General features: G+C 70.4%; 18 protein-coding genes. 10 read left to right on the top strand and 8 right to left on the bottom strand.

The genetic code is table 11. The annotated features are described in order from the left end of the window. Window positions 1-173 precede the first annotated feature (173 nt). On the top strand, window positions 174-2,195 hold the full coding sequence (locus ACIPTO_RS00340) for an MFS transporter (RefSeq protein WP_401188049.1): 2,022 nt from the start codon (window positions 174-176) through the stop codon (window positions 2,193-2,195). A 71-nt stretch (window positions 2,196-2,266) separates the two neighbouring features. Next, window positions 2,267-3,592, top strand: a complete 1,326-nt coding sequence (locus ACIPTO_RS00335) for an amidase (protein WP_401188046.1) — start codon at window positions 2,267-2,269, stop codon at window positions 3,590-3,592. Between the two features lie 1,006 nt (window positions 3,593-4,598). Here ACIPTO_RS00335 and ACIPTO_RS00330 read toward each other — a convergent pair. Both ACIPTO_RS00330 and ACIPTO_RS00325 read right to left on the bottom strand, forming a co-directional pair. Next, window positions 4,599-4,820, bottom strand: a complete 222-nt coding sequence (locus ACIPTO_RS00330) for a hypothetical protein (protein ID WP_401188043.1) — start codon at window positions 4,818-4,820, stop codon at window positions 4,599-4,601. A gap of 224 nt (window positions 4,821-5,044) precedes the next feature. After that, entirely contained in the window at window positions 5,045-5,812 is a 768-nt protein-coding gene (locus tag ACIPTO_RS00325) for a hypothetical protein (protein WP_401188040.1), read from the bottom strand. A gap of 1,532 nt (window positions 5,813-7,344) precedes the next feature. Between ACIPTO_RS00325 and ACIPTO_RS00320 the strand changes: the two genes are divergently transcribed. Continuing rightward, the gene (locus ACIPTO_RS00320) at window positions 7,345-8,019 is read left to right on the top strand and encodes an NPCBM/NEW2 domain-containing protein (protein ID WP_401188037.1); all 675 of its coding nucleotides are present in this window, start codon (window positions 7,345-7,347) and stop codon (window positions 8,017-8,019) included. 449 nt (window positions 8,020-8,468) lie between these two features. Here the strand turns inward: ACIPTO_RS00320 and ACIPTO_RS00315 are convergent, their stop codons facing one another. Next, complete coding sequence (locus tag ACIPTO_RS00315; protein WP_401188035.1) at window positions 8,469-9,230, bottom strand: DeoR/GlpR family DNA-binding transcription regulator; 762 nt, start codon at window positions 9,228-9,230, stop codon at window positions 8,469-8,471. A gap of 88 nt (window positions 9,231-9,318) precedes the next feature. Here ACIPTO_RS00315 and ACIPTO_RS00310 point away from each other — a divergent pair, with 88 nt between their 5' ends. From ACIPTO_RS00310 to ACIPTO_RS00290, 5 genes are all read left to right on the top strand, one after another. Continuing rightward, window positions 9,319-10,581, top strand: coding sequence for an MFS transporter (locus ACIPTO_RS00310; RefSeq protein WP_401188032.1), 1,263 nt, complete (start codon window positions 9,319-9,321; stop codon window positions 10,579-10,581). 35 nt (window positions 10,582-10,616) lie between these two features. Continuing rightward, entirely contained in the window at window positions 10,617-11,237 is a 621-nt protein-coding gene (locus tag ACIPTO_RS00305; RefSeq protein ID WP_401188029.1) for an HAD family hydrolase, read from the top strand. Between the two features lie 206 nt (window positions 11,238-11,443). Next, window positions 11,444-12,091, top strand: coding sequence for a hypothetical protein (locus ACIPTO_RS00300; RefSeq protein ID WP_401189641.1), 648 nt, complete (start codon window positions 11,444-11,446; stop codon window positions 12,089-12,091). Window positions 12,092-12,141: 50 nt separating this feature from the next. Continuing rightward, entirely contained in the window at window positions 12,142-12,579 is a 438-nt protein-coding gene (locus tag ACIPTO_RS00295) for a DUF6153 family protein (RefSeq protein ID WP_401188027.1), read from the top strand. Window positions 12,580-12,648: 69 nt separating this feature from the next. After that, the gene (locus ACIPTO_RS00290; protein WP_401188024.1) at window positions 12,649-13,254 is read left to right on the top strand and encodes a DUF305 domain-containing protein; all 606 of its coding nucleotides are present in this window, start codon (window positions 12,649-12,651) and stop codon (window positions 13,252-13,254) included. A gap of 42 nt (window positions 13,255-13,296) precedes the next feature. On the opposite strand, the gene ACIPTO_RS00285 is transcribed toward ACIPTO_RS00290, so the two are convergent. Next, window positions 13,297-14,424: a DUF5954 family protein gene (locus tag ACIPTO_RS00285; protein ID WP_401188022.1), complete on the bottom strand. Its 1,128-nt coding sequence runs from the start codon at window positions 14,422-14,424 to the stop codon at window positions 13,297-13,299. A 165-nt stretch (window positions 14,425-14,589) separates the two neighbouring features. Between ACIPTO_RS00285 and ACIPTO_RS00280 the strand changes: the two genes are divergently transcribed. Together ACIPTO_RS00280 and ACIPTO_RS00275 are read left to right on the top strand one after the other, a co-directional pair. Continuing rightward, window positions 14,590-15,252, top strand: a complete 663-nt coding sequence (locus ACIPTO_RS00280; RefSeq protein ID WP_328827137.1) for an NUDIX domain-containing protein — start codon at window positions 14,590-14,592, stop codon at window positions 15,250-15,252. A gap of 87 nt (window positions 15,253-15,339) precedes the next feature. Further along, window positions 15,340-16,338 carry an aldo/keto reductase gene (locus ACIPTO_RS00275; protein ID WP_401188019.1) on the top strand — a complete coding sequence of 333 codons (999 nt, stop codon included), beginning with the start codon at window positions 15,340-15,342 and terminating at the stop codon, window positions 16,336-16,338. On the opposite strand, the gene ACIPTO_RS00270 is transcribed toward ACIPTO_RS00275, so the two are convergent. The 4 genes from ACIPTO_RS00270 to iolB all read right to left on the bottom strand — a co-directional run bounded on the left by ACIPTO_RS00270 (window position 16,328) and on the right by iolB (window position 21,497). Further along, the gene (locus tag ACIPTO_RS00270; protein WP_366322608.1) at window positions 16,328-17,113 is read right to left on the bottom strand and encodes a GntR family transcriptional regulator; all 786 of its coding nucleotides are present in this window, start codon (window positions 17,111-17,113) and stop codon (window positions 16,328-16,330) included. The genes ACIPTO_RS00275 and ACIPTO_RS00270 overlap by 11 nt on opposite strands. A 33-nt stretch (window positions 17,114-17,146) precedes the next feature. Further along, window positions 17,147-18,640: a CoA-acylating methylmalonate-semialdehyde dehydrogenase gene (locus ACIPTO_RS00265; RefSeq protein ID WP_401188015.1), complete on the bottom strand. Its 1,494-nt coding sequence runs from the start codon at window positions 18,638-18,640 to the stop codon at window positions 17,147-17,149. A gap of 74 nt (window positions 18,641-18,714) precedes the next feature. Continuing rightward, complete coding sequence (gene iolD, locus ACIPTO_RS00260) at window positions 18,715-20,601, bottom strand: 3D-(3,5/4)-trihydroxycyclohexane-1,2-dione acylhydrolase (decyclizing) (RefSeq protein WP_401188013.1); 1,887 nt, start codon at window positions 20,599-20,601, stop codon at window positions 18,715-18,717. After that, entirely contained in the window at window positions 20,601-21,497 is an 897-nt protein-coding gene (iolB, locus tag ACIPTO_RS00255; protein ID WP_366322615.1) for a 5-deoxy-glucuronate isomerase, read from the bottom strand. Before iolB ends, iolD begins: the two co-directional genes overlap by 1 nt. Window positions 21,498-21,503 lie beyond the last annotated feature (6 nt).

Below are 21,503 nucleotides of genomic sequence, written 5' to 3'. Positions count from 1 at the left end.
ACCGCCCGCGGCGGCCAGGCATCGCCGCGGCAACTTGAGCCGGGTCCGGGCAAGCTGCCGGTGCGATGCCTGGCTCCGGTCCCGCCTCGTCGAGCAGCATGCGGTGAACGACAGCGGTACGGACTTCCGGCGCCCAGACGGGTCTTCGGGACGGGCACGGGGGTGAGGGGCGTATGGCCGAGGCGCAGTCTGCCGCCGTGGAGAGCAGGTCCGAGGCGGACAGCGCCCTCCGGTCGCTGTGGCGCAACCTCGACTACATGTACTGGTGGACCGGCAACGGCGTGTCCGCGCTGGGCACCAGCATTTCCACGCTCGCCTTCCCGCTGCTGGTCCTGCACGCCACCGGGTCGGCCGCCCAGGCGGGCAGCATCACGGCCTGCCACATGATCGGCACGCTCGTCACCCTGCCGCTCGGCGGGACCCTCGCCGACCGCGTCTCGCGCCGCGCCCTCATGGTCCTCGCCCCCCTCCTCCAGGCCCTCGCGATGGGCACCATCGCCCTCCTCGTCCACCGGGGCGATCCCGCGATCGCCGCACTCGACGCCCTGGCCCTGGCGGGCGGCCTGGCGGCGGGACTGCGCAGCGGGGTGTCGATGCCGGCGCTGCGCCGCATCGTGCCCAAGGAGCAGGTGTCCGCCGCGACGGCCCAGGGCATGGGGCGCGACATGGTCGCCCGCCTGGTCGGCGCGCCGCTCGGCGGACTGCTGTACTCGCTGGCCCGCTGGGTGCCGTTCCTCTTCGACGCGGTGTCGTTCCTGTTCGTCACCCTCGCCTCGGCGCTGATCCGCCGCCCGCTGGGTCCGGACGGGCCCGCGGGCCCGCGCCCCGGTGTGTTCGCCGACATGGCCGACGGGCTGCGGATGATCCGCCGCAGCGACTACCTGGTCTTCACCATCCTCTGGGGCGCCGCGCTGAACGCGGTGACGGAGGGATTCACCCTGCTCTTCGTGGTCCTCGTGCAGTTCCGCGGCGGCGGGCCCACCGAGGTCGGCACCGCGTCGTCCCTCGCGCTGGCCGGCGGTCTCCTCGGTTCCGTCGCCGGGCCGGCGCTGATGCGCGGGCTGGGCGCCCGGACCGTGCTGCGGCTGGCCGCCTGGATGTTCGTGGCCTGCTTCGGGGCTGTCGTGTGGGTGCCGCGGCCGTGGCAGATCGGCCTGGTGCTGCTGGTCGCGATGGCCAGCATCGTGCCGCTGAACGTGGTGACCGAGTCCTACCAGGTGCGGCTGGTGCCGGATGCCTATCTGGGGCGGGTGGCGTCGGCCCACCGCTTCAGCGTGCAGGTGGTGCAGTGGGCCGGCCCGCTCGGCGCCGGTCTCCTCGCCGACGCGCTCGGGGTGCGTGGCGCCATCGGGGTGCTCGCCGTCGTCATGGCGGTGCTGGCGCTCGCACTGCACGTCGCCCGGCACCACCTGCGTATTCTGGACCGTCCGCCGGCCGAGGTACGGGAGCTCGCTCCGATCTCCCCGGCCGCCGCCGTCCGCGAGCAGGACGCCACCGCTCGACCGGAGATCCTCGCGAGCACAGCCGTGGAGAAGGGCGATCGCATGACCGAACACCCGGGGTTCCCCGACCGGGCCAGGCCGGAGGCGGACGCCCCGTCGCCCGCCTCACCTCCCGCCGTGCCGTCCGCCGACGGCATCCTCGCCGCGGACCGGGACCGTGACCTCGTCGCCGAGCGGGTGCGTACGGCGGTGGCCGAAGGGCGCCTGGAACTGGCCGAGTTGGACGAGCGGCTCGCCGCGGTGTACGCGGCCAGGACACTCGGCGACCTGAAGGCGGCCGGCCTCGACCTGCCCGTGCCGGGCCCCAGGGACGCGCTCGTGGTGGACCGTACGCCCGCCTCGCCCCTGGCCGTCGGCGTGTTCGGCGGGTTCGCGCGGAGAGGGGAGTGGGTCGTCCCGCCCCGGTTCACCGCCCTGTCGGTCTGGGGCGGCGGACGGCTCGACCTCACCGAGGCCCGCTTCGCCGGCCAGGAGACCGAGATCCGTGCCGTCGCCCTGTGGGGTGCCACCGAGATCCTGCTTCCCGAGGACATCGAGGTCGAGGTCAAGGGCTTCGGACTGTTCGGTGTGTTCGGCAGGCGGGGCGCCCGCAGGACCGGACGGCCCGGCACCCCGCGCGTCGTCATCAAGGGCGTCGCCCTGTTCGGTTTCGTCAAGACGAGGACGGTCACGGGCCGGCCTCCCGGGTACTGACCGGCACCTGGCCCGAAAGCCCCGCCGACCCGGGGAACGCCCCGCCGACCGGCGGCCGACGGAGGAGCACCATGGACGGACTCGTACGGACCACCTCCCTCGCGGACGCGGTCCGCACGCTGCGGATCGGCGCCGTCGGGGTGCGGGAGCACACGGAGCGGGCCATCGAGCGCATTGCGGCCGTCGACCCGGTCGTCCAGGCGTTCGTGGCCGAGCCCGGCAGGGCGGACCGGCTGCGGGAGGCCGCCCGGGACCTGGCCACGCGCGCGTGGCCCGACCGGCTTCCGTCGCTGTACGGAGTTCCGGTGGGCGTGAAGGACATCGTGCACGTCGACGGGCTGCCCACCAGAGCCGGTTCGACCCTGCCCACCGAGGTCCTGACGGGCGGCCAGGCCGTGGTCGTCGACCGCCTGCTGCGGGCCGGCGCACTGATCGCGGGCAAGACGGTGACCGCCGAGTTCGCCGTCGCCGCACCCGGGCCGACGCGCAATCCGCACCGGCCGGAACACACGCCGGGCGGATCGAGCAGCGGTTCCGCGGCGGCCGTGGCCGCGGGCCTGGTTCCCCTGGCCATCGGCACCCAGACCATCGGCTCCGTCATCCGGCCCGCCGCCTACTGCGGTGTCGTCGGCTTCAAGCCGAGCCACGGGCGCGTCCCGCTCGACGGCGTGCTGCCCACCTCCCCGTCGTACGACACCGTGGGCACCTTCACCGCCACCGTCGCGGACGCCGTCCTCGCGGCCGAGTGCCTCTGCGACGACTGGCGGCAGGCTCCTGCCACGACCGGCCGTCCGGTGCTCGGCGTGCCCGAGGGCCCCTATCTCGGGTTCACCGAACCGGAGGCCCTGGCCGTGTTCGACCAGCAGGTGAACGCCCTGCGCGCCGCCGGATACGCCGTGGAACGGGTACCCGTCTTCGAGACCTTCGAGCAGGACGCGTTCGCCCTGTTCGTCGTCAACCTCCACGAACTGGCCCGGTCCCACGCCGACTGGTACGCCCGCTATCCCGACCTCTACGACCCCCGCACCGCCGACGCCATCCTCCAGGGCCGGCGGGTCGGGCCGGCGGACTACACCGGGGCGCTCCGGAAGCGGCAGGCGTTCCGCGACCGCCTCACCGAGGCGACGAGCCGGCACGGCGTCGACGTATGGATCGCCCCCGCGGCCACCGGCCCGGCTCCCAAGGGCCTCGACAACGCGGGCGACTCGGTGATGTCCCTCCCCTGGAGCGCCGCGGGGCTGCCCACGCTGACGGTGCCCGCGGGCCGCTCGACCACGGAACTGCCGCTGGGCCTGCAGTGCGTGGCCGGCTACGGCCAGGACGAGCGGTTGCTGCACTGGGCACTGGACCTGGAAGCCGCACTGAGCCCGGAGCGCCTGCCTTCCGCTGGAAGATGACGTACGGACCGGTGCGCGAAGGGATACCCGAGCACCCGGTCCACCTCCGGCATCCGGTCGAAGTCCATCCCGTGGATCGCGCCGACCGGCGTCGGCGCGAACACCGTATGGGTCGCCGACCTGGGCGGACCCGTGCGACCGATCACGCGTTCGCCCCGGGCCTGGTGGCGCGGTAGCTGGGCAAGCAGGCTGTCAGTGAGGGGGGCAATGCTTGGGGGCAGCTTCTACCGGATGAGATCGCTGGCCTTTCGGCTCAGTACGCGGCCGATGTCGCCTCGGTGTGGTCCGGCTCCGAGAACCTGAAAGATGCTCATGACCAGGGCTGACACCGCAGCGCGGGCTCTGTTGCAGGAGTTCGAGATCAATACCGCTCCGATCGACCCGTTTGTGCTGGCGGGGAGCCTTGATGTTCAGGTTGTGCTGCGGGACTTGGATGACGATGTCTCAGGCATGCTGCTGCGGCGGGACGGCCGGTGTGTGATCGGTGTGAACCGTACCCATTCGCTCATGAGGCAGCGCTTCAGCGCGACCGTGAGGAAGATCCAGCATGTGGGCGTACGTTCCCAGCAAGTCGCCCACTTGATCGATGACCGCCCTCGGGCGCTAGTGTCAGGCGCCGCGACGGAGCCTGATCCAGGATCTTGGACATGGGCGGGCGAGGACGGCGGATGGGACAAGGGAGAACAGCGACCAACGCATCCAGGAGTTCCAGCAGGCCACCTGTCCTTGCCAGGCCATCCAGTGCGCATCCTCTGGTGGGCCTTCCATCTGTGGCCCGTTCCATCCGTGACCGTGTATGTGTGGGGCACGCTGACCGCGTAGCGGAGCCCGAACTCCCTTATGTTCGTGCGGAGTTCGCGGCCTGAATGCACATCGTCTCCGGCGAACCAGCGTGCCCGGACACCCAGCGGGACGCCGACTGCTTCGCGGCGTTCCTTGTCCGCAGACCGTGTCACAGGAATGCAGTTTCACTTCAAATGATCAATAACCGCTTGGGTCTGACCATCTAAATGGCGAAGACCGCATAGCAGATGGCCAGGACCGGAATGACGTAGGTGTACGTACTGACCCAGTAGGACCGTGTGGTCAGCCCGATGTACCCGCCGTACGCAACGGCTGCGAGCGCGATGAGCGTCAGTTTGACGTCCCAGCCCTTTGAGGCTTCGAGGAACAGGATTACGACACCGCTGATCGCGTAGCAAGCGGCATTGATGTAGCGACCGATCATTGTTTTCCTCATGTTTCTTGTTCTGAGTTGCCGACTCGGGCTTCCGGGCAGGCTTCGGTCAGTTCTTCGGTTGGGTAGGCGTAGGGATACTGAATGCATCCCGGCGCCGGATCCGGGCGCAGGAACCATCAAGCGCAGCGGCTGTTGGGGCTGGGGCGTCGACCGGACCGGACCAGCACATTCGGGTGGCTCAGGGTGTGCTGCACCCGGCCCTCTCCGTGCGGTTAGAACTGCCCCTTGTACTGTTCGATCACGGTGCCGAGGGCCTCGGTCGGGTGAGAGCTGCACTCGTACCGGATGGCCGGCAGCGCCAGCGGACTGCCGAACCCGCCGAGCCCCTTGTCCGTCGCGATGTTCACCATCGCCTGCTGCTCGGTCGCTTCGTCGGCGGTCAGGAATTCCTTGCAGGTGGAGGATGCGGAAAGGCCGCCACCCGCCCCTCCTCCGATGAAGTCCGGGACCACCTTGAAGGCGAAGAACATCAGCCCCAGAACGAGCAGAGCAACCATCGCGTACCGACCCACCGGACGGCCTTCGTGGGTCTCGTAGACGTCGCCATCGTGATTGTGGGTGACGTCGCCCTCGTGGTAGGAGCCGCTGCCGGTGACCGCCCGGCTGTTGTTCCCGAAGGTGTCCCGGCGGTCTCCGATCTGCGCATCGCCATTTCCGCCGATACTGATCGACCGAACCTGCGTGCCGTTGACCACCTCGGACTTGGCTGCCCGTACGGCGTCTCCGAGGGCGAGCCGGAAGTCGGCGTTCCGATCGGCCTCCTGCCGCAGCAGGTACTCGATGAGGGAATTGTTCGCCGGATCGCTGGTGAAGGCCCCCCACTCCTGGGTGTGGCCGGTCTCGCGAAGACGCTCTTCGACCAGATTCGACAACAAACTGGTTGCCGCCCCCTGAACCAGCTGAGCTCCCCCGGCCCCCGTCGAAGCGAGCTGTGACACCAGAACGCGGACGGCCTCGGCCGCCAGCTCTCCTACCTGCATTTCGTTCCCCCGGTGATCTCCCCGCGTGGCATGGTGCAGACAGGAAGTGCAGACGTTTTCCTGCCGGGCATGCCATGGATGAAGAATCAAAGCCCCTATTCACAATCCATGATGCGACAAGGCGGCTTTCTTTACCCTAACGTGACCATGCGTTGATTGATTCGCTTAATTGTTCGGTATATTTCAATGCCAGCCCGAGGGGTGTGCCACGGCTCCGCTCCCGTCAGCGGCGCTCATGATGTCTGGTGAGGAACCTTCCAGGCGTTGCCCGGAAGCGGGAAACCCGGCCGAAGACATGGAGGAGCGACTCGTCGTATCCGCCGCCGAGCAGCACATTGGTGACCCATAAAGGTGAGAGGACCAAGACCGTTATCCCGGCGGCCGGACCCAGCCAGAGCCAGAACGCGATGACCGACGTCACGGCCAGCGCGGTCGTGACAGCCGCGGGAACGGGTTGCAGCCGGTCGGGCCCTGGTCCCCTGGACCGTCGAGGTTGAGGTGCGGGAGACCGATCACCCGAGCGCTCGTAACCGAGCGTCTCGAACAGATCGGGGCCGGGGCGCTGCCTGGTGCGGCTTGCGCAGACGCTGCACAACCGTCCACGTTCCCGGCGACGGAAACGGTGGCATCCTTCGTTCAGGCACGTGAGCTGGCCGGGTCCGGCTTCATCGGCATCGCGGAACGGCTCTTGCACGACCACCCCCAAGGGTCGATTCAGAATTTCTTTGCAGAATAGGGATGGATCGACATGGGCGTAGGCTCTTCGCCATTTTCTGTGCGTCGTGATGTGATCGGTGCGTTGTGTCGGCGGAGTGAGCGGGCCTGATCGGCACTGTGTTCAACCGCAACGCCCAGTTGGTGAGCCACGGCCTGCCGATGGCCTGGTTCCGCGGATTCGACCTTGTCCCCGGCTGGGGTCACCACGACTTGGTGTCATTCCTCGGAAGGCCGGAGCCGCCAATGATTCAGTCCTGCGATGACCGGTGCCGGAAGCGGCGATCGTGGCAACGGTGATGGAGCCTCGGCGACTGCTCGTTGCATTTTCTCCGCCCGGCGGGGAGTTTTTTGAATCCCGTCGAACCTGCGCTCGTGCGCCCTCGCGCTGCTGCAGGGCGGGGGCGACCCGCATCAACTGCCTTGTTTGGCCGTCCAGGTGGCAGCTTGACATATCTGTCACTGCCGTTGGTTCCAGTTCCTGAAAAGATCTTCCAGTTCGACGGAGTGGCCGGTCTGTAGAGGTCGATTGCTGTGGCGCTGGCGATCAAGAACGGGCCCCGCCTCAAGGCGGTCGATCGCACAAATGCTCGGTCTGTTCGGTCTGTCGCTCTTTCGGGTTGCGATGACGACTTTAAGGTAACGGCACAGTAACGGCGTTCTTGAGCTTGAAGTGCCGCGCCCCGAGGTCGCGTACCGTCGCGACCAATCTGAAGGAGTCTAAAATCCACCCGAGTGGCAAGGTGAGCGACGTGACAAATTCTCCGCCTGATTCTCCTGAGTCCACCCTCAATGCTGATCCGTGGTGGAAGCAGCACATGGCTGCCATCATCGCGGGATGTTTCGCCGTCATTGTTGCCGTTATTGGTTTCCTTGGAGTAATTGCTCCTCGTTTCCTGGAAGACTCCAAGCCCTCGTCCGCGACCTCGCCTTCGCGCCCGCCGAGCACCCCCGCTTCTCTGGCCGAACCCCCTCCGCGGTCCCCGACCTCCAGCGAGACCCTGGAGGGCGTGCCGACAGAGGACAATGCGAACGGCAATGATTCGCCCACGCCGACCGTCTCCCCGGATCAAGCGAAGCAGTACCTGTCCGACATGGATGCGGCTAGGAATTCGAATGGTTCTCTCCCTGAGGGGAGCGTCAATCTCGCCGGCACCGATTATACGAACAGCATCTACACGCGGATTGGTGGGTGCAGTAAGGAAAGGAACATCACCTATGCGTTGAAAGGTGAGTGGCGTGAATTCAACGCCACCTTGGGGCTGACTTCGGACACGGATTCGGAGGCTGTTGTCTACTTCCGTATCTATGTCGATGGCAAGCAAGTCGGTGGACAGTACCGTGCGACCAAGTTCAAGGTCGCGGTCCCCAAGCCGGTCAATGTCTCGGGAGCCATCGAACTGAAGCTCAACATGATCTTCGCCGAGGGGGATATGGGACTGTGCAGCAATGCTGGTTATGCTGCATGGGGAAACGCTGAGTTGAGCCAGTAGAAGCGGTGGCAGTCACGGCAGCTGTAGTTGTGGTCATGGCTGGTCCTGAAGAGGGTGTCGGCGCTGGTGGCAGGCTCGTGCGAGGGCTTGATGGTGGCGGCGCCAGGTCATCCGGTGCGCATCCTCTGGCGGTGCGGCAGCACCTTGTTGATCATCTGGTGGGCCTTCCATCTGTGGCCCGTTCCATCCGTGACCGTGTATGTGTGGGGCACACCGACCGCATAGCGGAGCCCGAACTCCCGCATGTTCCGGCGGAGTTCACGGCCTGAATACACATTGTCGCCGGCGAACCAGCCTGTCGGGACACTCAGCTTGAGCGCGTTTTCGACCTCAAGAGGTCGCAGGTTCACATCCTGTCGTCCTGACTGGAGACATCCGAAACCGGTCCCGATTGTCTGCGCGTCGGGATTCGGGCTCGGACCCCGTCCCCGGATCCAACTGCTGCCCCGTCAGACCGTCTTCACGACCGTGCCCATGTCCTCCAGGGCGCTGATCTCGTCGGCGGGGGCCGCGCTGTCCGTCACCACGGTGTGCAGGAGGGTGGGCGGGGCGACGTGGGCGTACGCGGTGTGGCCGAGCTTGGTGCTGTCGGTGGCGACGACGATCCGGCGGGCGACGGCGATGGCCGCCTTCTTCACGGCCGCGTCGTCCAGGTCGTAGGCCGTCAGTCCCTGGGCCGCGCTGAGGCCGCAGCAGCCGATGACGGCGGTGTCGAAGCGCAGGGCGGCGAGGGACGCGAGGGTGAGCGGGCCCGTGAGGGCGCCCTCGGCGGCGCGGGGCCGGCCGCCGGGGACCATCAGCGTGGCCGGGCCCGGGCTCTCGCCGAACACGTGGACGGCCTGCAGCGAGAGGGGCATCACGGTGACCGGCCGCCGACGCAGCAGGTGGGCGATCTCCAGGCATGTGGTGCCGCTGTCGAGGAGGACGGTCTCGCCGTCGGCGATCAGCGCGGACACCTCGGCCGCGATACGGCGCTTCGCCTCCACGCCCTCGCGCGCCCGCAGGGCGAACGGCGGTTCCTCGCCCCGGAGCAGCAGGGTGCGTGCCCCGCCCCTGACCCGTTCGAGGACGCCCTGCGCGGCCAGCGCGTCGAGGTCGCGCCGGATGGTCATCTCGGAGGCGCCGGTCAGGTCGGCGAGTTCCTGGACGCTGATCCTGCCCGCCTCCCCGACGGCCTGCGCGATCGTCCCGTGCCGGTCTGCGTTGCTCATGCCGTGATTGAACACCACCCCAAACGAACATTCAATGTGTGCGAAACGCCAGTATTCAATCAGGTCATACGTTCATTACGGTGGGTCCATGAACGATTCGCTGCGTGCCGCCCGGGTGGCCACCTTTGTCTACTTCAGCCTGTGCGGCACCCTGATGGGCACCTGGGTCGTGAACATCCCCGCGATCGAGGAGCGCGTGGACATCAGCCACGCGACGCTCGGCGGGCTCCTGGTGCTGCTGGGGCTGGGCGCGTTCCTCGGCATGCAGGTCGCCGGACCCCTGACCGATCGGCTCGGTGCGCGCCTCGTCGTCCCCGCCACCGGCGTCCTGTGCAGCGTTGCCCTGGTGCTGCCCGGCCTGCCCCGCGATCCCTGGTCCCTGGCCGGCGCCCTGCTGGTCTTCGGCTTCTGCAACGGCTGCCTGGACGTGGCCATGAACGCCCACGCCGTCCACGTGGAGAAGGCCTACGGCAGGCCCGTCATGTCGGCCTTCCACGCCACGTTCTCCGTCGGCGGCGTCCTCGCCGCACTCGTCGGCGCGGCCACCGCGAGCGCCGGCCTCGGCCCGGCCGCGGGCATGACCGCCATGGCGATCCTGGGGGTCGTGACCGCCCTGGCGTCGGCCCGCGCCCTGCTGCCGTCCGCACCCGCCACCGCCGACACCTCACCCGCCACCGCCGACTCCGCAACCGCGACCACCGGCAGCGCACCCGCGACCACCGGCACCGACTCCGCACCGGACACCGAACACACCCCGGCCCCCGCGCGCCGCGGCACCAGTGGCCGCATCTGGATCCTCGCCGTCCTCGCCCTGCTGGTCATGCTGTGCGAGGGCGCCGCCAACGACTGGAGCGCCCTCCACCTCAAAGACATCCTCGGCGCCCCCGCGAGCACCGCCGCCTTCGCCTACGGCACCTTCGCGGCGACGATGACCATCGGCCGGCTGCTCGCCGACCGCCTCGTCGCCCGGTTCGGGTCCATGGCGATCCTGCGCCACGGCGCGGCCACGGCCGGCGTCGGCATCACGATCGTCACCGTCTCCCCGTGGATCTGGGCCGCGTTCGCGGGATGGGCGCTGTTCGGTCTTGGCCTGTCCGGCTGTGTCCCGCAGCTGTTCAGCGCGGCCGGACACGCCGATCCCGCCGCCGCGGGAGCCAATGTCTCCCGGGTCGCCGGACTCGGCTACGTCGGCATGCTCGCGGGCCCCGCCGTCATCGGCTGGCTGACCCACCTCGTCGCCCTCAACCACGCCTTCGTCCTGCTGATCCTGCTGTGCGCGGTGACCGCCGTGGCCGCCGGGATCCTGCGCACCGTCCCCGACCGGACGACCGAGCCGGCGCCGAGCCACTGAACGTCCCCGGGACCGGAAGGAGAGAGACCCCCACCATGCCCACCGATCGCCGCATCGTCCTCTTCGACCTCTTCGGGGTCATCGCCCGCCACCAACTCCCGGGCGCCCTCGGCACGATGGCCGCCCGCTGCGCCACCCCGACCGACGCCTTCACCGCCGCGTACTGGGAGTGCCGCCCGCCCTACGACGCCGGCCGGCAGTCCGCGCCGGAGTACTGGTCCGCCGTACTGCGCCGGCTCTCCCGGCCGGTCGACGCCCGCACCGTCGAGGAACTGCGCCTCACCGACATCGACAGCTGGTCGCGCGTCGACGAGGAGATGGTCGCCTACGCCGGGTCCCTGCGCGCCGTCGCGGAGGTCGCCCTGCTGTCCAACATCCCCGCGGACCACGCGGACGCGTTCCTCGCCGCGCAGCCCTGGCTGCACGACCTGGACCACCTCGCCTTCTCCGGCCGGATCGGGGCGGCGAAGCCGGACCCGGCGGCCTTCCACCACTGCGTCACCGCCCTGCGGGCCGCCCCGGCCGACTTCCTCTTCGTGGACGACCGCGAGGAGAACGTACGCGCCGCGCGGGCCGTCGGCATGGACGGTCATGTCTTCGGCGGCCAGGGGGAGTTGGCGACCGCGGTCGACGCGTGGCTGGCGACCCGGGACTGACGCCTCGCCCCCGTCCGGGGCGTGGGCCCGTGCCTTCGGGATGTTCCCCGCCGCTCCGCCGCACCCTCCCGTTCCCCTGACGACCCGCCCCGGGGTGTCGTCAGGGACACCCCCGATCCGGTCCTCAGGCCCAGGGACGGCGAGGGCCGTCGTCGGCAGGATTCATGGCGTACCCGATCCACCGCATCGACACCCCGGGGGACCCCATGAACGAAATGACCGCCAGGCGTCTGACGGGCGGCGCGGGCATCGCCGCCGCCGTCGCCCTCATCGTCGAAGTGCCCCTGTACTTCGTCTACTCGGGCCCGCCGCCGGACGCCAACGTGCTCGCCAGGCTGCTGGTCGGGATCGTCGCGCTGGCGTTCCTGCTGGTGTTCGTGACCGCCTTCCGCGACCTGGTCAAGCGCGTGCACCCCGAATACGAGTGGGCCGGTTCGCTGGCCTTCACGGCGGGCCTGGTCTACGCGACGATCACGCTCGTCTCCAGCGGTCTGGAGGCCGGCGCGGTCATCGCCGCCGACCACCCCATCGACCCGACGATCGACGTCAACGGCACCTACATCCTCTACGGCTCGATCTCCCGGCTCATGCTGGCGTTCTTCCTGACCGCGTTCGGCCTCGCCGTCACCCGCACGGGACTGCTGCCCCGCTGGACCGGCAGGTCCGCCTACGTCCTGGCCGCGGTCAACCTGGCCTTCGTGCCGTCCCTGTTCTTCGGCAACACCCCCGCGCACTTCTACGCGGCGAACGGCTGGGGCACCACCGCCCTGATGGGCGCGATCCTCAGCTACTGGCTGCTGGCCCTGGGCATCTCCACCTACCGCAGCGCGAAAGGACCCGTGCGGGCCCACTGACCGAGGTGCCCGGCGCCCGAACCGATACCCAGGGTGGGTATGGTGAGGCCATGGCCCGCAGCGAGCAGACCGGAGGACCGCACCGACCGGTGCGGTCCTCCGGTCTGCTCGTGGCCGCCGTGCTGCTGGGCCTGCTCGGCATGCACGGACTCGGACCCGTCCCCCTGGCCGACCCCGCACCCGGGCACCGCATGGCGGCCACGCCCGTGGCCACGGGGCACAAGGCGTCGACAGCCATGGGGGAGGAGGCGTCGACGCGCGGCGCCTGTGATCACGGGTCGGACGACTGCGGCGGCCACATGACGCACGCCGACGCGACCTGCGCGTCCGCGTCCGTGGGCGGGACCCCGGCCGTCGTGCCGGTGCTGCGACCCGACGTGGCCGCCCGCGCCGAGGCGCCCGACGGACGTACGTCCGGGGCGGGCGGCGGTCCCGACGGGGGCCGGGCCCCGCCCTCGCTCGCCGAACTCCAACTCCTGCGGATCTAGAGCGCCCCGCGCGCCACCGTGCGCGCAGCGGCATGCCCTTGCACGGATCCACACACCAGGAGTTCCACCATGACCGCACAGCGCAGGTCCGTCCGCCGTACCGTTCTCGCCGTCACCGTCGCGGTGGCCGCCCTCACGCTCACCGCGTGCGGCGGCGACGCCGGCAACACCAGGGCGGGCGCCGGGAGTTCGGCCGGGAGCGGCGGGCACAACGCCGCGGACGTCTCGTTCTCGAAGGAGATGATCCAGCACCACCGCCAGGCCGTGGAGATGGCCGGACTGGCCGCCGACCACGCCTCCTCGGCACAGGTCAAGAGCCTCGCGTCGAAGATCGAGGGCGCGCAGCAGCCGGAGATCAGGACCATGTCCGGCTGGCTCACCTCGTGGGGCGAGGAGGTCCCCCAGGACATGTCCGGGATGGGCCACGACATGTCGTCCTCGACGCCCGGCATGATGAGCGACGCCGACATGGGCAGGCTGGAGAAGGCCTCCGGCGCCGCCTTCGACACCCTGTTCCTCGCCATGATGGTCGACCACCACAAGGGCGCCGTCGCCATGGCCAGGAGCGAGAAGGCGAACGGCGCGTACGACCCCGCCGTCGGGCTCGCGGCCGACGTGATCACCACGCAGAGCGCCGAGATCAAGCGGATGGACACCATGCTCGGCAAGGACTGACCCCACCGGAGGGCGGGGCGGGGCCCGGCGGCCCCGCCCCGCTCAGGCGCCCTCCGCCTCGTCCCGGCGCCGGCGCTGCTCCTCGAAGAGCCGCAGGAACTCCTTCGACTGCTCGTCCGCGAGGCGGCGCTGCTCGGTCTCCTCCTCGTTCAGCACCCGGTACTCGTCGAAAACGCCCTCCTCGCGCAGCCGCTTCTCCTGTACGGCGGTGGGCAGTTCGGGGTCGGGGTCGGAGGGGCGCGGGCCCTCGGGACCGTCCGGGCCGACCCGCACCAGCCGTTCCACGCGCACGATCCGCGTCCGGCACCCGTCGATCACGAGCTCGTCGCAGCGCTCGGCGTCCATCCGGTCCGCCAGCCGCCCGTACTCCGCGCGCGTCTCCTCGTCGAGCTCCTCCATGACTGGCGCCATCACGCGCAGATAGGTGGTGAGCGTGTCCCGCGAACCCTGCGGGCTCGCGTTCGTCAGCTGCGTCGGCGCCCAGTGGCCGTCCGACAGCTCGGCCGCGGTGAACTCGGCGGGCAGCAGCACACCCCCGGGATGCGTCTCCAGCGCGTGCAACGCGTCCCTCCGCACGCCGTCCGGAGCCGAGCCCGGCGCGTGCACCAGCGACAGCAGCTCCATCCGCAGGATGCCCTCGGACATCCCGGTCGGCGTGAACGGATCGATCACGAAGCCCTTCGTACGGCCGCGGTACTCGTGGCCGTGTCCCGCCTTCGCCGGGTCCGGGTCGGACGGCCGGGGCGGCTCCGGTCCCGTCGGCCCCATCCGGATGAACTGGTCGCCCCGCACGATCCTGAACCGGCGCCCCAGCACCGTGAGTTCGTCCAGCGCCTCCCAGTCCAGCCGCTCCGCGTTCCGCAGCCACTCCCGCTGTGTCTCCCGGTCGCCGGCGTCCTCGGCGGACCGCGCCCGTTCGCGGAACGTCATGGCCATGCTGTCGCGCGCGCCCTGCGGGTACGAGCCGGAGAACAGGGAGACGATCCGCCACCCGCCGGCCTCCAGCTCCTCGGCCACCCCGAACACCGGGCCACCGCCGCCGAGCACGTCCGGATGGGTCGTGCGGGCCTGCCACGCCTCCACGTCCGCGAGGGCCGCCGCCGGAGCGTCCTGCAGCGCCGCCATCCTGATCATCCGGTATCCGGGAACCTGATCACCCTGCTCAGACATGCGTCGAGCATGCCCGGACGGGCGGACCGGAGGGGACGAATCAACTCAACCGGCACGGCAGTTGGACTCCCCGGGCGCCGGTTTCGGCCATGCGTCCCGCGCTCCGGGGTGATAGACGTCGGACATGAACAACTCGATCATCCCCTCGCGTCCGGCCGGTGTCCGATGACCGCCGGCGCCGACACCCCCGACCGCCGGGGCCGCACCGGCCTGGACCGCACCGGCCTCGACCTGACCGGGAACCCCCGCGTCAGGGTCCGCGACGTGACCCTGCTGTCCAGCCACTGGTACGTCGAGCGCACGACGACCTTCGACTTCCGGCACGCCGACGGCACCTGGACCACCCAGGAACGCGAGACCCACGACCGCGGCAACGGCGCCACCCTCCTCCTCTACGACGCCGACCGCGAAACCGTCCTGCTCACCCGGCAGTTCCGCTTCCCCGTCTACGTCAACGGCCACCCCGACGGCATGCTCGTCGAGACACCGGGCGGCCTCCTCGACGACGAGGACGAACACCCCGAGGAGGCCGTACGCCGCGAGGTGGTCGAGGAGACCGGCCACACCGTCGGGGAGGTCGAGCACGTCTTCGACGTCTACATGAGCCCCGGCTCGGTCACCGAACGCATCGGCTTCTACGCCGCCTCCTACGGCCCCTCGACCCGCACCCACGAGGGCGGCGGCCTCCAGGAGGAGGGCGAGGACATCGAGATCCTCGAACTCCCCTTCCGCCGCGCCCTGGAGATGATCCGCACCGGCGAGATCGCCGACGCCAAGACGATCATGCTGCTCCAATGGGCGGCGCTGGACGGGCCGTTCGCCAAGTAGGCGCGCGGGGGCTTGACTTGAAGTGCGCTTCAAGCGGAAGACTCCCGTTCGCGCCCGGAGAACCGGGCGCGAACGGGAGGGACCACCATGAAGTACCGCACCATCGGCACCGATCCGGCCCACCGCCGCGAGGTGAGCGTGCTCGCCCTCGGCGCGATGCTGTTCGGCTCCCGCACCGACGAGAGGACGTCCTTCGCCGTACTCGACTGCTACGTCGAGGCGGGCGGGACGTTCATCGACACGTCCGACAACTACGCCTTCTGGGAGGACGGCGGCCAGGGCGGCCACAGCGAGAAGCTGCTCGGACGGTGGCGGCGCAGCCGCGGCATCGGCGACGAGATCGTGATCGCCACCAAGCTCGGCGCCCGCCCGCTGGCTCCCGGCTCGGGCTTCGTCGACAACCCGGAGGGCCTGTCCGCGAAGGTCATCCGTGAGTCGGCCGAGCGCAGCCGCGAACGCCTCGGCGTGGACAAGCTCGACGTGCTGTACGCGCACATCGAGGACCAGAGCGTTCCGCTGCGGGAGACCGTCGAGGGATTCGCCGAGCTGGTCGCCGAGGGCACCGTCGGACTCCTGGGCGTCAGCAACCACGCGACCTGGCGGGTGGAGAGGGCCCGCGCGCTCGCCGCCGAAGCCGGTCTGCCCGGCTACGAGCTCCTCCAGTACCAGCACAGCTACCTGCGCCCCCGGACGGACGTGCCCTCGGGCCTGTTCCCCGACGGCAGCCTGGGCACCGTCGGCCCGGACCTGCTCGGCTACCTGCGCGCCGAGCCCGCCCTCACCCTGGTCGCCTACTCACCGCTGCTGGCCGGTGCCTACACCCGCGAGGACAAACCCCTGCCCGCCGACTACGACCACCCGGGCACCCCGCCCCGCCTGGCCGCCCTGCGCGAGGTGGCGAAGGAGACCGGGGCGAGCGTCAACCAGGTCGTACTGGCGTGGCAGTTGGGCGGGCCGCTGCCGATCGTGCCGCTCGCGGGGGCGTCGTCGGTGGCCCAGCTGGAGGAGAACCTCGCCGCCGTGGACCTGGAGTTGACGCCGGAGCAGCGCCGACTCCTCGACTCCGCCGTGCAGTTCAGGGCCTGACCAGCAGCTGGAAGTCGAACGCGTACCGGGACGCCCGGTAGATGTGCGTCCCGAACTCGACCGCCCGCCCCGTGTCGTCGTACGCCGTGCGCTGCATCGTGAGCAGGGCCGCGCCCTCCTTCTCGTCGAGGCGGCCGGCCTCCTCCGGGGTGGCCGAGCGGGCGCCTATCGTCTGCCGGGCGCTGTGCAGGGTGATGCCGGCGGTGCGCAGCATCCGGTACAGGCCCGTCGACTCCAGCCTGGCGGTGTCGAGCGTGAGGAGGCTCGCCGGGAGGTAGTTGCAGAGGAACGCCACCGGCTGGCCGTGCGTGGAGCGCAGCCGCTCCAGGAGCGTGACCTCGCTGCCCTCCGCGACCCCGAGGGCGGCCGCGACATCCGCGGTCGCGGGCACGCCCTCGTTGCGGACGACCCGCGTGGTCGGGCTCTGTCCGGCCGACTCCAGGTCGTCGTAGAGGCTGCTGAGTTCCAGTGGTCTCTTGACCTGGCTGTGCACCACCTGGGTGCCGACCCCGCGCCGCCGGACCAACAGCCCCTTGTCCACGAGGGACTGAATGGCCTGGCGGACGGTGGGGCGGGACAGGCCGAGGCGGACGGACAGGTCGATCTCGTTGCCCAGGAGGTTGCCCGGGGCGAGGGTCCCGTGCTCGATCGCCGCCTCCAGCTGCTGCGCGAGCTGGTAGTACAGCGGCACCGGACTGTTGCGGTCCAGCGCGAAGTGCAGGGCATCGAGCGGGGACCCGGTCACGGCGCGGGAATAGCCACCGGTCTTCGCCACGGAGGGCACCTCCTCAACGGTGGTGACGGATGGTCAGGAGTTGCTGGGGAAACCGAGGTTGATGCCGCCGTCGGCCGGGTCCGGCCAGCGGGTGGTGATGACCTTGCCCTGCGTGTAGAAGGCGATGCCGTCGTTGCCGTAGATGTGCAGGTCCCCGAAGAGGGAGTCCTTCCAGCCGCCGAAGGAGTGGTAGCCGACGGGCACCGGGATCGGCACGTTGACGCCGACCATGCCCGCCTTGACCTCCATCTGGAAGCGGCGGGCGGCGCCGCCGTCCCGGGTGAAGATCGCGGTGCCGTTGCCCCAACGGGAGCTGTTGATCAGGGTGATGGCCTCGTCGTACGACTCCGCGCGGACGACGACCAGGACCGGGCCGAAGATCTCGTCCTTGTAGGCGTCCGCCGTCAGCGGCACCTTGTCGAGCAGGGAGACACCGAGGAAGAAGCCGTCCTCGTGGCCCTCGACGGAGAAGCCGGTGCCGTCCACGACGACCTCGGCGCCCTGCGCGGCGGCGGAGGCGACGTACGAGGCGACCTTGTCGCGGTGCTCGCGGGTGATGAGCGGGCCCATCTCGGACGCCGGGTCGTTGCCGGGGCCGATGCGCAGGCTGCCGGCGCGTTCGGCGATCTTGGCGACCAGTTCGTCGCCGGTGTCGCCGACGGCGACCACGACGGAGACGGCCATGCAGCGCTCGCCCGCCGAGCCGTAGGCCGCGTTGATCGCCTGGTCGGCCGCGAAGTCCAGGTCCGCGTCCGGCAGGACCAGCATGTGGTTCTTGGCGCCGCCGAGGGCCTGCACGCGCTTGCCGTGCTCGACCGCCTTGAGCTGGATGTACTTCGCGATCGGCGTGGAGCCGACGAAGGAGACGGCCTCGACGTCCGGGTGCTCCAGGATGCGGTCGACGGCGACCTTGTCCCCCTGTACGACGTTCAGCACACCCTGCGGCAGGCCCGCCTCGGAGGCGAGTTCGGCCAGCCGGTAGGACGCCGACGGGTCCTTCTCGGACGGCTTCAGGACGAAGGTGTTGCCGGTCGCGATGGCCAGCGGGAACATCCACATCGGCACCATGGCCGGGAAGTTGAACGGTGTGATGCCCGCGACCACGCCCAGCGGCTGGCGGATCGAGGCCACGTCGACCCGGGTGGAGACCTGGGTCGACAGCTCGCCCTTGAGCTGCACGCTGATGCCGCAGGCGAGTTCGACGATCTCCATGCCGCGCGCGACCTCGCCGAGCGCGTCCGAGTGCACCTTGCCGTGCTCGGCGGTGATCAGCTCGGCGATCTCGTCGCGGTGCGCGTCCAGCAGCTCGCGGTACTTGAACAGGATCGCGGTGCGCTTGGCGAGCGAGGAGGTGCCCCAGCTCTCGAACGCGGCCTTCGCGGAGGCGACGGCGGCGTCCACCTCGTCGACGGTCGCGAAACCGACCTGCTTCTCCTGGGTGCCGGTCGCCGGGTCGTACACGGGTCCGAAACGGCCGGACGCGCTCTCGACGGGCTTGCCGTCGATCCAGTGGGTGATCGTCTTCATGGTGCAAGGGCCTTTCGGGCTGCGGGAGTTCAGCGAGTTCAGTGAGTTCGGCGAGTTCGGCGAGTTCGGCGGGTTCAGAGGTGGCGGCGGCGGTCGGCGACCTGGCGGTCGTACTCCTCGCGGGCCTGGACGGCCGAGGTGCGCGAGGCGGTCTCGGCGACCGGTACGTCCCACCAGGCCTCGGCCGGGGGAGCGGTCGGGGCGGCGGTGTCGGTCTCGACGTAGACGCACGTCGGCCGGTCGGAGGCGCGGGCCGTGGCGAGCGCCTCGCGCAGTTCGCGGACCGTCTTGGCGCGCAGGACGTCCATGCCGAGGCTCGCCGCGTTGGCGGCGAGGTCGACCGGGAGCGGGGCGCCGGAGAAGGTGCCGTCGGCCGCGCGGTAGCGGTAGGCGGTACCGAAGCGCTCGCTGCCGACGGACTCGGAGAGACCGCCGATGGAGGCGTAGCCGTGGTTCTGGATCAGGACCAGGTTGACCGGGAGGCCCTCCTGGACCGCCGTGACGATCTCGGTCGGCATCATCAGGTACGTGCCGTCGCCGACCAGGGACCACACGGGGGTGCCGGGGGCGGCCTGCTGGACGCCGATGCCGGCCGGGATCTCGTAACCCATGCACGAGTAGCCGTACTCGAGGTGGTACTGGCGCGGGCTCCGCGCCCGCCACAGCTTGTGCAGGTCGCCGGGGAGCGAGCCGGCCGCGTTGATCACCACGTCGTCGTCGCCGACGACCGCGTCGAGGGCGCCGAGAAGCTGGGTCTGGGTCGGTACGGCGTTCTCGTCGGGGGCGCTGAACGCGGTGTCGACGAGCTGTTCCCAACGCTCCTTGCCCGCGCGGTACTCGGCCTCGTAAACCGAGTTCACACGGTGATCGGCGAGTGCCTCGGTCAACGCGGTCAGGCCCGCCCGCGCGTCGCACACCAGGGTGCGCGCGGCCAGCTTGTGGGCGTCGAACGCGGTGATGTTGAGGTTGACGAACCGGACGGTCGGGTTCTGGAACAGGGTGTGGGACGCCGTCGTGAAGTCCGTGTAGCGGGTGCCGACGCCGATCACCAGGTCCGCGGTGCGCGCGATGTCGTCGCTGACCGCGGTGCCGGTGTGGCCGATGCCGCCCAGGTCGGCGGGATGGTCGTGGCGCAGCGAGCCCTTGCCCGCCTGGGTCGAGGCGACCGGGATCCCGGTCGCGTCGGCCAGCGCCTTCAGCGCCTCCTCGGCGCGGCTGTGGTGGACACCGCCGCCCGCGACGATCACCGGGCGCTCGGCGGCCCGGATCGCCGCGACCGCCTCGGCCAGCTCCGACGGATCGGCCGCGGGACGCCGTACGTGCCACACGCGGTCGGCGAAGAACTCCTCCGGCCAGTCGTACGCCTCGGCCTGGACGTCCTGCGGGAGCGCGAGCGTCACGGCGCCCGTCTCCACCGGGTCGGCCAGGACGCGCATCGCGTTCAGGGCGGCCGGGATCAGGGCCTCGGGGCGCATGACGCGGTCGAAGTAGCGGGAGACCGGGCGCAGCGTGTCGTTGACCGAGAGGTCCGCCTCGACCGGGTGCTCCAGCTGCTGGAGCAGCGGGTCGGCGGCCCGGGTCGCGAAGTAGTCGCCGGGGAGGAGGAGGACCGGCAGCCGGTTGATCGTGGCCAGTGCGGCACCCGTGACCAGGTTGGTCGCGCCCGGTCCGATCGAGGTGGTGACGGCATGCGCGGAGAGCCGGTCGAGCTGGCGGGCGTAGCCGACCGCCGCGTGGACCATGGCCTGCTCGTTGCGGCCCTGGTGGAACGGCATCGTGGCGTCCGGCCCGATGCCCGCCTCCACGAGTGCCTGGCCGAGGCCCGCGACGTTGCCGTGGCCGAAGATGCCCCAGGTGCCGGCGATCAGCCGGTGCCGCACACCGTCGCGCTCGGTGTACTGGACCGACAGGAACCGCACCAGGGCCTGGGCGACGGTCAGACGGCGGGTGGGGGTGCTCATCAGGACTTCTCCGGTGCCGTGTAGAGGGGGAGGCGGGGGTCGACGGGCTGCTCGGGCCAGGTGCCGCGGACCCACGCGTGGTCGGGGTGGTCGCAGATCAGCCAGGAGCGGTCGTCGTCGGGGCCCGCCATGACGTTGAGGTAGTACATGTGGTGACCGGGCACCGCCATCGAGGGCCCGTGCCAGCCGTCCGGGATCAACACCACGTCCCCGCCCCGGACTTCGGCCAGGACGTCCGTGTTGCGGCCCTGGCCGGAGGGGGAGACGCGCTGGTAGCCGAGGCCGGGGGTGCCCTCGTGGTCGGCGAACTCGAAGTAGTAGACCTCTTCGAGGACGGACTCCTCGCCCGGCCGGTGCTCGTCGTGCTTGTGCGGCGGGAACGACGACCAGTTGCCGCCGGGGGTGATCACCTCGACCGCGATGAGCTTGTCGCACTCGAAGACCCCGGCCGCGCCGAAGTTGTTCACCTGGCGGCTGCTGGTGCCGGTGCCGCGCAGCTCCACCGGCACCGACTCCGCCGGTCCGTACCGGGCGGGCAGCCGGCGGGTGCAGCGGGCCCCGGTGAGGGCGAAGCGGCCACCGCCGGCCGACGACACCGTCGTACGGGAGTCCCTCGGGACGTACGCGAAGTCGCTGACGGCGGTGAACACGCTCTCGCGGCCGGTGAGTTCGAAGGTGTCGTGGCCGAAGTCGTCGGCCGCGGAGACCGTGCAGGCGCCGCTCAGCGGGAGGACGATCCACTCGCTGTCGCCGGTGTCGAAGGTGTGGGTGCCGCCCGGGGGCAGCTCCAGGACCCGCAGGCTGGAGTAGCCCCAGGCCGCCGACTCGGGGCTGACGTCCACGACGTAGGGGCCGCCGAGGGCCTTGCCCGCGGGAAGGTGGTATGCGCTCGTCATCGTGTG

It is taken from the genome of Streptomyces sp. NPDC090083, assembly GCF_044747445.1.
Taxonomy (GTDB): Bacteria; Actinomycetota; Actinomycetes; order Streptomycetales; family Streptomycetaceae; genus Streptomyces.
Note: the sequence above shows the minus strand (reverse complement) of the source record. Positions and strands in the feature narration are given on the sequence as shown.